Annotated in this window: 8 protein-coding genes; 5 read left to right on the top strand and 3 right to left on the bottom strand. The window is 74.2% G+C overall.

The genetic code is table 11. From position 1 onward, the window contains the following. Positions 1–30 precede the first annotated feature (30 nt). Complete coding sequence (locus HGK68_RS10130) at positions 31–1293, bottom strand: DNA glycosylase AlkZ-like family protein (protein WP_169165855.1); 1263 nt, start codon at positions 1291–1293, stop codon at positions 31–33. 84 nt (positions 1294–1377) lie between these two features. On the opposite strand from HGK68_RS10130, the gene HGK68_RS10125 reads away from it, so the two are divergent. The 4 genes from HGK68_RS10125 (at position 1378) to HGK68_RS10110 (ending at position 6111) form a co-directional block, all read left to right on the top strand. Then, a complete protein-coding gene (locus HGK68_RS10125; protein ID WP_246260274.1) occupies positions 1378–4065 on the top strand; it encodes an FtsK/SpoIIIE family DNA translocase in 2688 nt (895 codons plus the stop codon). Between the two features lie 10 nt (positions 4066–4075). Then, positions 4076–4750 carry a CDP-diacylglycerol--glycerol-3-phosphate 3-phosphatidyltransferase gene (gene pgsA / locus HGK68_RS10120; RefSeq protein WP_246260272.1) on the top strand — a complete coding sequence of 225 codons (675 nt, stop codon included), beginning with the start codon at positions 4076–4078 and terminating at the stop codon, positions 4748–4750. Between the two features lie 93 nt (positions 4751–4843). After that, entirely contained in the window at positions 4844–5347 is a 504-nt protein-coding gene (locus HGK68_RS10115) for a CinA family protein (RefSeq protein ID WP_169165854.1), read from the top strand. Positions 5348–5775: 428 nt separating this feature from the next. Continuing rightward, a complete protein-coding gene (locus HGK68_RS10110) occupies positions 5776–6111 on the top strand; it encodes a helix-turn-helix domain-containing protein (protein ID WP_169165853.1) in 336 nt (111 codons plus the stop codon). Between the two features lie 250 nt (positions 6112–6361). On the opposite strand, the gene HGK68_RS10105 is transcribed toward HGK68_RS10110, so the two are convergent. Together HGK68_RS10105 and HGK68_RS10100 are read right to left on the bottom strand one after the other, a co-directional pair. Then, positions 6362–7195 carry a DNA-formamidopyrimidine glycosylase family protein gene (locus HGK68_RS10105; RefSeq protein WP_169165852.1) on the bottom strand — a complete coding sequence of 278 codons (834 nt, stop codon included), beginning with the start codon at positions 7193–7195 and terminating at the stop codon, positions 6362–6364. Positions 7196–7291: 96 nt separating this feature from the next. Beyond that, positions 7292–12406: an ATP-dependent helicase gene (locus HGK68_RS10100; protein ID WP_169165851.1), complete on the bottom strand. Its 5115-nt coding sequence runs from the start codon at positions 12404–12406 to the stop codon at positions 7292–7294. Here HGK68_RS10100 and HGK68_RS10095 point away from each other — a divergent pair. Next, positions 12405–13049, top strand: coding sequence for a maleylpyruvate isomerase family mycothiol-dependent enzyme (locus HGK68_RS10095; protein WP_169165850.1), 645 nt, complete (start codon positions 12405–12407; stop codon positions 13047–13049). The genes HGK68_RS10100 and HGK68_RS10095 overlap by 2 nt on opposite strands. Positions 13050–13052 lie beyond the last annotated feature (3 nt).

Raw genomic sequence — 13052 nt, 5'->3', positions numbered from 1 at the left:
GTCGACCACACCGGTCGGCGGGGGTCGTCGTCATTGGGCCCAGGTCAGCCCACGATGCGCGGCGAGGGCCTTCGCCTCCGCCCGAACCCGAGCCGACACCGACCTGCCCCACGGTCCCCACTGCTCGACCAGGACCCGCAGCCGCCGCCCGCTCGCCTGTGGTCGCCAGCTGCCCACCGGCACCCCGTCGACCACCACCGCGCCGGGCCTGCCCAGCACCGGCCACAGCTCCGCGCGCCGGTCCGGGTCGGGGACCAGCAGCTCGCGGTCGCGGACCTGCAGCAGCAGGTCGAAGGGCCCCAGCAGCCGCACCACCGGGGAGCCGTCGGGCGTCGCCGCGGCGTCGAGCAGCCCACGATCGCCCGCCAGCACCCAGGCGGGGGAGGCCTCGGCGTCCTCGTCCACCACGACCACCTGCTCCGCATCCGCCGGCCAGCGGTCCCGCACGTCGCGCACCGGGGCGTCCAGGTACCCGGCGACGTGCTCGGGGGTGGTCGGCCCGAGCAGGTGGAGTGCTGCCCGCACCAGGTCGAGCCGAGCCGCCGTCTCCTCGGGCGACGTCACTGTGGGCACTGTGGGCACTGTGGGCACTGTGGGCACTGTGGGCACTAACGGCACAGTCGGCACTGTCGGCACTGACGGCACAGTCGGCACAGTCGGCACTGCCGGGGCGGACAGGTCCACCGCACCGTCCGGCCAGCCGTCGATCCGGCGCAGCACCGGCGGCGAGGTGCCGGGGGTCAGCTCCAGCCCGGCAGGCAACGCCGCCAACCTGAACGGCTGCTCGTACAGATGGACGGCCCGGCACGGTCGGCACTGTCGCAGGTACGGCGCGGGCAGCTCCGCCGCCAATCGACCGGAGACCTCGCCCTTGGCCAGGGGCTGGTCGACGATCTCCCGCATCACGGTCGCCACCCGGGTCAGGGCGGCCACCGCGGAGATGCCCGCGGCTCGGAGCGGACGGTTCGCATCGGCGATCCGTTTGCCGGCATCGGCCTCGGAGAACGGCCGCAGCGCCCGTTGCACCGCCGGCAGATCGGCCCGGCGGTAGGCGTGCGGGGCGCCCCGCACCGTCCAGGCCAGGCCGAGTGCCGACTCCCAGTCGCCGGGATCGGCGGGTGCCGGGACCCCGCGGTTCGCCAGCGCCCAGGTGTGGGCCGCCTGCCCCGTGACCTGCACCCCGAGGTCCAGCACCGCCGCGTCGGTCGGCGCACGCTCGGGATCGACCGGTCGGTCGAGCTGCTGCGCCCGCGACCGGAACCTGAGCGCCTGTGCCCTGGTCACCGTCGTCATCGGCACACTGTGGCATGTCTCGACACGCCCCCGCGATCCACCAGATCCCCGGCCATGAGCGGGCTGACGGTTACCTTTGATCGCATGTCCCCGCGTGCCTCGACCCCCGCCACCCGATCGACCGGGCGTGCCGCGGGCGCCACGAGCAGCACGGCGAAGAACTCCACCAACCGGGGCCGGGGCGGTGGCCGTTCCGCCGCCACCCCCGCCGAACACCGTCCGGCCCTGCCGATCCGGATGATCCGTGGCACCTGGATGGGGATCGCCCACCTGGTCGGCGGCGGCGCTCGCAAGGTCGGCACCGGGGCCCGTGAGCTCGACCCGGCGCTGCGCCGGGACGGCGCGGCGCTGTTCCTGCTCGCGCTGGCCGTCGTGGTCGCGGTCCGCGAGTGGTGGGGGCTGGACGGGATGGCCGCCGACGCGGTGCACGTGCTCGCCGCGGGCACCTTCGGCCGGGTCGCGGTCGCGGTCCCGGTGGTGCTGGTCGGGGTCGCCGTGCGGTTGATGCGGCATCCGGAGCAGAACCAGGCGAACAGCCGGATCGCCATCGGCCTGACCGCGATCACCCTGGCCGCGTGCGGGCTGACCCACATCTCCGCCGGGCAGCCCGCCCCCGCCGACGGCTTCGAGCTGCTGCGGGACGCGGGCGGCATCATCGGTTACCTGGTGGGTGCCCCGCTGGTCGCCCTGATCACGCCCTGGGCGGCGGTGCCGGTGCTGGTGCTGCTGGCGTTCTTCGGGCTGCTGGTGGTCACCGCGACGCCGGTGAACCAGATCGTGCCGCGGCTGCACGCCGTCTACGACCGGCTGACCGGCAACCACCGCGAGCAGCCGGAGCCCGAGGACGAGGACGCCCCGTTGGTGATCAACGCCGGGCACACCGCCTTCGACGAGGAGGAAGCGCCGGTCAAGGCCAAGCGCGGGCTGTTCGGTCGGCGACGCAAGCACGATCCGGACGACGACGACACCCGGGTCCTGGACGAGTACGAGGCGGACGAGGCCTTCACCCGCGCCGCCCTGGTCGCCCCGGCCGACGAGGATCCGCTCGACCTCGACGGCGCCCATGATGCCGACGGCGCAGACGAGTACGAGTCCCCGCACACGGCGCCGACCCAGGCGGTCACCGCCGTCGCCCCGTCCGCGGGCAAGGAACTCATCGCACCGCCGACCAGTGAGGTGCCGCGGGGCGAGCAGCCGATGCTCGAGGGCGATGTGGTCTACCTGCTGCCCACCGAGGACATGCTGGCCAAGGGCGCTCCGCACAAGGTGCGCTCCGCCGCCAACGACCGGGTGGTCGAGGCGCTGACCGGGGTGCTGGACCAGTTCGGCATCGACGCGAAGGTCACCGGCTTCACCCGCGGCCCGACGGTCACCCGCTACGAGGTCGAACTCGGCATGGGCGTCAAGGTCGAGCGGGTCACCGCGCTGAGCAAGAACATCGCCTACGCGGTGGCCAGCGCCGACGTGCGCATCCTGTCCCCGATCCCGGGCAAGTCGGCGATCGGCATCGAGATCCCGAACACCGACCGCGAGACCGTGTCCCTGGGCGACGTGCTGCGCTCCTCGGTGGCCCGGCGCAGCGACCACCCGATGATCATCGGCGTCGGCAAGGACGTCGAGGGCGGCTACGTCACGGCGAACTTGGCCAAGATGCCGCACATGCTGGTCGCCGGTGCCACCGGTGCCGGTAAGTCGAGCTTCGTGAACTCGATGATCGTCTCGATCCTGATGCGGTCCACCCCGGACCAGGTGCGCATGGTGCTGGTCGACCCGAAGCGGGTCGAGCTGACGATCTACGAGGGCATCCCGCACCTGATCACGCCGATCATCACCAACCCCAAGAAGGCGGCCGAGGCGCTGGAATGGGTGGTCAGGGAGATGGAGGCGCGCTACGACGACCTGGCCATGTTCGGCTTCAAGCACATCGACGACTTCAACGCCGCGGTCCGCGCCGGGAAGGTCAAGCCACTGCCGGGGTCGGAGCGCAAGATCGCCACCTACCCGTACCTGCTGGTGATCGTCGACGAGCTGGCCGACCTGATGATGGTCGCCCCCCGGGACGTCGAAGCGTCCATCCAGCGGATCACCCAGCTGGCGCGTGCGGCCGGCATCCACCTGGTGCTCGCCACCCAGCGCCCCTCGGTCGACGTGGTGACCGGACTGATCAAGGCGAACGTGCCCTCCCGGCTCGCCTTCGCCACCTCCTCGCTCACCGACTCCCGGGTGGTCCTCGACCAGCCCGGCGCCGAGAAGCTGATCGGCCAGGGCGACGCCCTCTTCCTGCCGATGGGTGCCGCCAAGCCGATGCGCACCCAGGGCGCGTGGGTCGCCGAGTCCGAGATCCACGCGGTGGTCGAGCACGTCAAGAAGCAGCTCAAGCCCACCTACCGCGAGGACGTCGCGGTCGTCGCGGCCAAGAAGCAGGTGGACGAGGACATCGGCGACGACCTCGACCTGCTGCTGCAGGCGGCCGAGCTGGTGGTCACCAGCCAGTTCGGGTCGACCTCCATGCTCCAGCGCAAGCTGCGGGTCGGCTTCGCCAAGGCCGGTCGCCTGATGGACCTGCTGGAGTCGCGGGAGATCGTCGGGCCGTCCGAGGGGTCGAAGGCGCGCGACGTGCTGGTCCAGCCCGACGACCTGCCCGGCACGTTGGCGATGCTGCGCGGCGAGGACGCGCCCGCCGACGACCGCTACGCGGCACCCGAGGGCAGGATGCCGAACGAGCCGCCGGAGGCCGTCGACTACTACGACGACGCCGACGACCTGCGCTGAACGAGGACCCGTGACTGGCACGTACCCTGGTGCGGTGGTGGATCACCGACCCCCCGTCCTCAATGTCGCGAACGTCCTGACGGTGTTGCGCATCGTCGTCGTCCCGTTCTTCGCGTGGGCCCTGCTGGTCGACGGCGGTGAGTCGATCGCCTGGCGACTGGTCGCCACCGGCCTGTTCGCGCTCGCCGCGGTGACCGATCAGGTGGACGGCCACCTGGCACGGCGGATGAACCTGGTCACCGATCTGGGCAAGCTGCTCGACCCGATCGCCGACAAGCTGCTGGTCGGTGCCGCGCTGGTGCTGCTGGCGGTGCTCGGCGAGCTGCCCTGGTGGATCCCGGCGGTGATCCTGGTCCGCGAACTGGGCATCACCGTGATGCGGTTCTTCCTGCTGAAGTACCTGGTGCTGCCCGCATCCCGCGGCGGCAAGATCAAGACGGTGCTGCAGATCGGCGCGTTGACGCTGTTCCTGCTGCCGCTGGACCATCTGCCGGGCTTCGTCGCGGTGATCGCCTGGGTGCTGATGGTCGCCGCCGTGGTCGTCACCGTGATCAGCGGCGCCGACTACGTGCGCACCGCGCTGCGGGTGGCCGCCGAGCACCGTCGCGGACGCCCCGGTTCCGACGACCTGACCCGGCACGCCGCCGCCACCGGCACCACGCCGCCCGACCCCGCCGTCGACTGACCGGGTGCTAGGACCCAGACCGGTTGCCGACCCGGCTGCCGCTGGTCAGGCTGGCGCGGACCGACGCGACATCAGGGGGATAAGGGGGATGGCATGACGGAACTGGAGGACGGCGCGCTCGCCGCCGAGCTGCTGGAGGCGTTGGCCGCCCAGCAGCGCACACTGGCGGTGGCCGAATCGCTCACCGGCGGACTGGTCGCCGCGACCCTGGTCGACGTGCCCGGCGCGTCCCGGGTGCTGCGCGGCGGCGTGGTCGCCTACGCCACCGAGGTGAAGCACCTCGTGCTCGACGTGGACGCCGACCTGCTGGCCGAGCACGGTGCCGTCCACCCGGAGGTCGCCCGTCAGATGGCCCGTGGTGTGCGGCTGCGGCTGCGGGCCGACATCGGGCTGGCCACCACCGGGGTCGCCGGGCCCGACCCACAGGACGGCCACGCCCCGGGGACGGTCTTCGTCGCGGTCTCGACCGCCGAGGGCGAACGGGTGCGGGAGCTGGCGGTGGACGGTGGTCGGGCCGAGGTGCGCGCCGTCAGTCGGGACGCGGCGCTGGCATTGGCTCTGGTGGTCGCCCGCGGCGACGTGGGGGCCACGGACTGAGCAGGCGGCGAGCGGCGCCGTCCGTCGCCGGGCTCGTGCGGCACTGCTGGCACGACGGGACGGCTGGCACGACGGGTACGGCTAGCGGGGTTGACCGGGCTGGCGCACGAGCGGGGACGACGGCTGGCCCAGAGCCGTACCGGGTCCGGCTCCGGGCGGGATGTGCGCACCGGGTGAACATGGCGTGCCGACACCGGGCGCGGGACCGGGTGGGGAACACCGGGCGGCCCCGGCGCGTTGTGACCACCGTGATGAACACCCGGCCCACCACCCGTCGTGACACTGCCGCTGTCGGCGGTGACCTGTACGGTGGGAGCCTGCCCCAGCGGGGCCACCAGGGAGCCGCACTCCGGAACCGCCCGACCCAGCCGGGTCGACCGGTCCCCACGGGTCGGCAGGACGAACGAGGAACGAGAGGGGGACACCAGATGATCGTGTTGCGCCGTGAGATCGGTGACGTGCTGCGGGATGCCCGCCAGCGGCAGGGTCGCACCCTGCGAGAGGTGTCCTCCGCCGCGCGGGTGTCGCTGGGTTACCTCAGCGAGGTCGAGCGTGGCCAGAAGGAAGCGTCGTCGGAGCTGCTGGCCAGCATCTGCGACGCACTGGACACCCCGATGTCGCTCGTCCTGCGTGAGGTCAGCGACCGGATCGCCGTGGCCGAGGGTCTGCTGATCCCCGACACCGTGCCGGCCGACCTCAACACCTGGGACGGCCCCGAAGGCACCTGGGGACGGCGACGCCCCGAGTTGGCCCCGATCGGCTGACCGGCCCACCGGAAGACCAGACGGGACGACCCCGGAACGTCACACGGCGTTCCGGGGTCGTTCTGCGTCCGGGCTGTTTCGCGTCCGGGCCGTTCGGGGTCCGGGTCGATCGGGTGCGGGTCGATCCGCGCCCGGGGCGTTCTGGGTCCAGGACATTCTGCGTCCGGGCCGTTCCGCATCGGAGTCGTTTCGCGTCCCGGGCCGGGAGGTGCGGGTAGTCCGTGTCCCCGGGCGGCGGTCCGCGGGGGCGTCAGTCGCTCGGCTCGCGAGGGGTCCGCCCGCCGCCGACGGCCGCCGGTTGGCAGCGCGGGCACCAGAACACCGGCCGCTCCTGGGGCGGCCGACGTGCGGTGCCGCGCCGGATCGGGGTGCCGCAGCGGCGACACGGTTCGCCCCGGCGGGAGTGCACCCAGCTGCCCCGACCCCGGGTGACGTCGCCGGTGGAGGTGGGCAGGTCGGTGGTGACCGACCGCTGCATCAGGGCGCGGGCCACCCGGAGCAGACGCACCGGGTCGGGCACCTGGTCCGCGGGTGTCCACGGCCACAGGTGCTCCAAGAACTGGGACTCGGCCATGTAGATGGTGCCGATCCCGGCGAGCACCGTCTGGTCCAGCAACACCTCGCACACCGGCGTGCTGCCTTGGTCGGCCCACCGGCGCAGCACCTCGGGGATGCCGTCGGTCTCGAAGTCGTCGGCCAGGATGTCCGGCCCCAGATGACCGATCAGGGTGTGTTCCTGCCGGGTGGGCAGCACGTCGAGCATGCCGAGCAGCTCGCCGACCGCGGTCCAGGTGCTGTTCGCCAGCACGGCACGGACCACCGGTGACCCGGCGACCGCGCCGGGGGAACCGGTGCGGGCGATCCGCCAGGAACCGTCCATCCGCAGGTGGGTGTGCAGGGTGCGGCCGTCGTCGAAGCGGGTGAGCAGGTGTTTGCCGTACGGCACGGTGCCGAGCACGGTGCGCCCGACCAGGTCCACGGTGGCGGCGGTCGGCCACCGCAGGTCGGCGCGGACCAGGACGCGTCCGGCCAGCGCCTCGTCCATCCGGGTCGCGGTGCGCCGCAGGATGTCACCTTCGGGCATCGTGCGGCCTCCCGCCGATCTCCGCTCCATGCGTCGGGCGAGATGGGCGAGCACGCGTCCCGACCGGCGTGACCGCCGGGGCAGCGGCTACCCGCCTCACCGCGCCCCCCGCAGCCGCAGTCCGCGTGGCGTCGGCACGAAGCCCGCATCCGCCAGGGCGCGGGCCAGCCGGGTCGGGTCACCGCCACCGGCGACCAACAGGTCCACCCCGTCCGCGCGGACCAGCGTGATCCGGCCCAGCCGGTCCTCGCGCACCGCGTCCGCCAGCCGGGCACTCGCCAGACGCAGCTCGTCCGGCCGGTCGGAGAAGGTCAGTACGGTGCGCCCGCCCTTCTCCAGGTAGAGCACCAGGGCGCCGTCGACCAGGACGACCACGGCGCCGGACTTGCGGCCCGGTCGGTGACCGGTGGCGTCCTGTGCCCAGGCCGGGGTGGGCGGCCAGGCCAGGGCCGCCCCGTAGGCGTTCGCCGGGTCGGTGGCGGCCAGCAGGACGACGGCCCGGTCGGCGTCGGCCGGTTCGCTCGCCTCGGCGATCTGCTCGATCCGGCGGGCCTCGCCGCGCAGCTCGTCCACCGCGCCGGGCAGGGCGAACTGCGAGCCGCCGAGGTGTTCGGTGAAGTACCCGCGGCGCACATGGCCCGACTGCTCCCATGCCGACAGCACGCGGTACACCCCGGCGAACTGCCGGGTCACGCCCTCGGCGGGGGCCACCGCCCGGGTGAGCACCCCGTGCCGGTCCAGCAGCTGCGCCGCCAGGGCGTGCGCGCGCCGGGTCGGGTCGAGCTCGGGCCGGGGCAGCACCGACCAGCGGCCACCGCCGTCCGGGCCGGTCACCACGGGGCGCGGCGGACGCATCCCGCCGCGCAGTCCCAGGGCGCCGCCGAACCGGCCACCGGACAGCGACCGGGCACGGGGCGGGGCCGCCGGTGTGCGGTGCGCGGTCCGTCCGGCGCCGAGCCGTGCCCGCAACGGCGCGAGGCCGTCGTTGGTGGCCAGACCCGCCCACACCAGGTCCCAGACCGCATCGGTGAGCGCCGCCTGGCTGGGCGGGGCGGCGTCGTCGGCGAGCAGGTCCGCCACCCGGTCGGCCAGCGCGCCGAGGAAGTACGCGCCGCCACCGGCCAGGGCACCGAGGACGGCGCGATGCAGGTCGGTGTCGACGGTGCTCGGCAGCTCGTCGGGCGGCAGCGGCAGGGTCAGGTCCGCGGTGGCGGCCAGGTGCAGGCTCACCAGACCGTCCTTGCCCGGCAGCGTGCCGTGCCCGGCCCAGAGCACCTCGCCCGAGGCGGTCAGCTCGTCCAACATCGCCGGCTGGTAGTCGCGGACCCGGGCGGGGAGCACCAGCTGTTCCAGCGCGGAGGCGGGCAGTACGGTCCCGGCGAGCTGTTCGACCGCCCGTGCCACACCGTCCACCCCACGCAGCCCGGTGGACGACGGCCCGGCCGCCAGGCCGCCCGCGTGCTGCCAGGCGGGCAGGAACCGGGCGAGCGCCTGCTGCGGCACCGGTTCCACCTCGGAGCGCAGCGCCGCCAACGACCGGCGACGCAGGGTGCGCAGGACGTCGGCGTCGCAGTACTCGTCGCCGGTCCCGCCCAGCGCGTCCGGCCGCAACCGGCCCTGCACGATCACACCGGCCCGTTCGAGTCCGCGCAGGCCCGCCTGCACCACCGCGGTGCCCAACCCGAACCGCGCCCCGGCCTGCGCGGCGGTGAACGGCCCGTGGGTGCGGGCGTGCCGACGCAGCAGGTCGCCCAGCGGATCGGGCAGCACCTCGGTGAACGCCTCGGGCACCCCGACCGGCAAGGCGACCCCGAGGGCGTCCCGGAGGCGTCCGGCATCCTCGATCGCGGCCCACTGGTCGGCGTCGGCGACCCCGGACATCCGGACCCGGATCACCCGGCGGCGCTGCTCCAGCTCGGTCAACCAGTCCGGCACCTGCGCGCGCACGTCCTCCCGGGTGCGGGCCAGGACGTCCGCCAGCGGCAGCGGTCCGTGTCGCCGCACCACGTCGGCGAGCCCCTCCAGGTCCCGGGCCTGCCGGTCGGGATGCAGCGCACTGACCTCGGCCTCGGTCCGTTCCACGGCGTCCGGGTCCAGCAGGTCGGCGATCGCGGCGTCGCCCCCGCCACCGAGCAGTTCCTCCAGCAGGGCGGGGTCCAGGGTGAGGGCGGCGGCGCGGCGTTCGGCCAGCGGGGCGTCACCGTCGTAGAGGAACTGGGCGGTGTAGCCGAACAACAGGGACTGGGCGAACGGCGAGGGCCGGGTGGTGGTCACCTCGACGACCCGGATCCGACCCGCCTGGACGTCGCGCATGATCTCGACCAGCGCGTCCACGTCGAAGTCGTCCTGCAGGCACTCGCGGACCGCCTCCAACAGGATCGGGAAGTCCGGGTAGCGCGAGGCGACCGACAGCAGCTGGGCCGACCGCTGCCGCTGCTGCCACAGCGGCTGTCGGCGGTCGGGACGTCGGCGCGGCAGCAGCAGCGCCCGTGCTGCCGCCTCGCGGAAGCGCGCGCCGAACATCGCCGAGCCACCCAGTTCGGTGCGGACGGCGTTCGGCACTTCCTCGGGTTCGATCAGCAGGTCCTCGGTGCTGACCGGGGAGTCGTCGCCGGCGCCCTCGGCGGGTCCGGTGCCGAGCAGGTCGGCGAGGAAGTCGCCCGAGGCGATCATGTCCGGCAGCCGGAGCACGATCCCGTCGTCGGCGTGCATCGCGGCCGCGTCCACCCCGAAGCGTTCCCGGAGCCGCGCGCCGACCACCAGCGCCCACGGGGCGTGCACCCGGGCCCCGTAGGGGGAGTGCACCACCACCCGCCAGTCGCCGAGCTCGTCCCGGAAGCGTTCCACCACGATCGTGTCGTCGCTGGGCAGCGCCCCGGTCGCCTCCCGCTGCTCCCGCAGGTAGGCCAGCAGATTGTCGCCCGCCCACTCGTCCAGCCCGGCGGCGGTCACTCGCTCCCGTGCCTGGTCGTCCGGCAGGGCCGCGACCTCCCGGGACCAGGCACCCATCGCCCGGCCGAGGGTGGCCGGACGGCCCTGGGAGTCGCCCTTCCAGAACGGCAACCGGCCAGGCAGCCCGGGCGCGGGGGTCACCAGCACCCGGTCCGGGGTGATGTCCTCGATCCGCCAGGTGCTCGACCCGAGGGTGAAGGTGTCGCCCACCCGGGACTCGTAGACCATCTCCTCGTCCAGCTCGCCGACCCGCTTGCCGCCGCGCAGCTGACCGCCCGACCGCTCGGCGTCCACCGGCACGTCGGCGGTCTCGGAGCCGGTGGCCAGGAACACGCCGTACAGCCCGCGGTCGGGGATGGTGCCCCCGCTGGTCACCGCGAGCCGCAACGCCCCCGGCCGGGCGGTCAGCACGTCCGCCGCCCGGTCCCAGACGATCCGGGGCCGCAGCTCGGCGAACTCCTCCGACGGGTAGCGCCCGGCCAGCATGTCCAGCACCGCGCGCAGGGTTCCCTCGCCGAGGGTGGCGAACGGGGCCGACCGGCGCAGCACCGTCGCCAGCTCCGCCACCGACCAGTCCTCGGTCGCCACCATCGCGACGATCTGCTGCGCCAGCACGTCCAGCGGGTTGGCCGGCACCGACACCGGCTCGATCAGCCCGGCCCGCATCCGTTCGGCGGTCACCGCCGCCGGGACCAGGTCGCCGCGGAAGGCCGGGAACACCACCCCGTGCGAGACCGCACCCACCTGGTGCCCGGCCCGGCCGATCCGTTGCAGGCCACTGGCCGCCGACGGGGGAGCGCCGACCTGCACCACCAGGTCCACCGCGCCCATGTCGATGCCGAGCTCCAGCGAGCTGGTCGCCACCACCGCGGGCAGCCGACCCGCCTTGAGCTCGGACTCGGTGCGAGTGCGCTCGGCGCGGCTCATCGACCCGTGGTGCGCCCGGGCGATGATCCCGTCGGCCTCGCGGGTGTCCACGCCCACCGCCGCGCCGGACTGGCCGATCGCCTGCGCGGGATGCACCTCCCCGTGGTCCGGCAGGTCCTCGCCCTGGCGCTGGGCCCAGATCTCGTTCATCCGGGCGGTCAGCCGTTCGGCGCCCCGCCGGGAGTTGGTGAAGACCAGGGTGGAACGGTGCGCGGCGACCAGATCGACCACCCGTTCCTCGACGTGCGGCCAGATGGACGGTCGGCTGACCGCCCCGCCGGGCCCGGCTGCCTGCCCGGTCAGGTCGCGTTCGCCCTCGGGCAGAGGGTCGAGGCGGTCGGTGGACGGCCCACCGGCACCGAGGTCCGGCGCCGAGGCCAGGTCGGACAGGTCCGGCACCGGGACGACCACGTCGACGTCGATCACCTTGCTGGACGCCGGCTGCACCACCACGACCTCACGGCCACCGTCCGCCGGCAGGCGCGCGCCGGACAGGAACCCGGCCACCCGATCCACCGGCGTCACGGTCGCGGAGAGCCCGACACGCTGCGCGGGCCCGGGGCCACCGGGGCGGTCCAGCAGGGCGTCCAGACGCTCCAACGAGGCGGCCAGGTGCGCGCCGCGCTTGGTCCCGGCCACGGCGTGGATCTCGTCGATGATGACCGTGCGCACGCCGGAGAGCCCCGAGCGGGCGGCGGAGGTCAGCACCAGGAACAGCGACTCCGGCGTGGTGATCAGGATGTCCGGCGGCTTGGTCGCGAACGCGCGCCGCTCGGCCGGTGGGGTGTCCCCGGTCCGCACCCCGACCGTGACGTCCGGCAGGTCCAGGCCGCGGCGGGTGGCGGCCTGCCGGATGCCGACCAGCGGGGAGCGCAGGTTGCGCTCGACGTCGGTCGCCAGGGCCTTCAGCGGCGAGATATAGAGCACGTGGCAGCGCTGCATCGGCTCGTCCTGCTGCGGGGCCTCCGACGCCCCCGACGCCCCCCGTGCCACCCGGCCGCTGAGGATCCCGTCCAGCGCCCACAGGAAGGCCGCCAGGGTCTTGCCCGACCCGGTCGGCGCGACCACCAGCGCGTGCCGCCCGGTCGAGACCGCGTCCCAGGCCCCCGCCTGTGCGGCGGTCGGTTCCGCGAAGGCCCCGCGGAACCAGTCCTGGGTGGCCGGGGAGAACCGTCCGAGCACGTCATCGGGTGCGGGGCGCTCGCTGCTGGTCACCGGCTCATTCTGGCCCGGGGGTCCGACATCCGCGCCGTGGGGAGGGGGCGGCGCTGCTCGCGGCTCGCCGTCCTGCGTCTGGTGCTGCGGACCGCGGTACGTCAGGGTGGTGGCCATGACGACACGCGGCGCCGCCATCTCCTGGGACATGATCGTCGACGAGCGGGTGTCGCTGGCCGCGGACCTGCGCGCCCTGGCCCCCGAGCAATGGGCCGCCCCATCCCTGTGCGACCGGTGGTCGGTGCAGGACGTGGTCGCCCACCTGACCGCCGCGGCGACCACCGGACGCTGGGCCTGGCTGCGGAGCATCGTCGGGGCGCGGTTCGACCCGGCTCTGCACAACGACCGTCGCCTGGCCGAGCACCGTGGCGCCGGCCCGGCGGAGACCCTGGCCCGCTTCGAGGCCGCGACCCAGAGCCGGATCGCGCCCACCGGGGACCTCTGGGCCTGGCTCGGCGAGGTGATCGTGCACCAGGCGGACATCCGCGAACCAGTGGGCATCGCCACCCGCCCGGACCCCGAGCGGGTCGCCGCGGTGGCGGCGGGATATGTCCGGAAGGACTTTGCGGTGCCCTCGCGCACCGCTGCCCGGGGTCTGCGATGGGTCGCCACCGACAGCGCCTTCGCCGCCGGTGACGGGCCGACGGTCCGCGGGACGACCCTCGACCTGGTGCAGGCGATGGCGGGTCGCCCGACCGCGGTGGCACGGCTGACAGGGGACGGGGCGGCCCTGCTCGCGGCCCGCGCGAGCGCGGACTAACCT

The sequence above is a fragment of the Cellulomonas taurus genome, assembly GCF_012931845.1.
Taxonomy (GTDB): Bacteria; Actinomycetota; Actinomycetes; order Actinomycetales; family Cellulomonadaceae; genus Cellulomonas; species Cellulomonas taurus.
This window is presented reverse-complemented; position numbering and strand designations above follow the sequence as displayed.

Coding starts and splice junctions, on each gene's coding strand:
- HGK68_RS10130 (WP_169165855.1), bottom strand. CDS start 1,293: ATGACGACGGTGACCAGGGCACAGGCGCTCAGGTTCCGGTCGCGGGCG.
- HGK68_RS10125 (WP_246260274.1), top strand. CDS start 1,378: ATGTCCCCGCGTGCCTCGACCCCCGCCACCCGATCGACCGGGCGTGCC.
- HGK68_RS10115 (WP_169165854.1), top strand. CDS start 4,844: ATGACGGAACTGGAGGACGGCGCGCTCGCCGCCGAGCTGCTGGAGGCG.
- HGK68_RS10110 (WP_169165853.1), top strand. CDS start 5,776: ATGATCGTGTTGCGCCGTGAGATCGGTGACGTGCTGCGGGATGCCCGC.
- HGK68_RS10105 (WP_169165852.1), bottom strand. CDS start 7,195: ATGCCCGAAGGTGACATCCTGCGGCGCACCGCGACCCGGATGGACGAG.
- HGK68_RS10095 (WP_169165850.1), top strand. CDS start 12,405: ATGACGACACGCGGCGCCGCCATCTCCTGGGACATGATCGTCGACGAG.
- HGK68_RS10100 (WP_169165851.1), bottom strand. CDS start 12,406: ATGGCCACCACCCTGACGTACCGCGGTCCGCAGCACCAGACGCAGGAC.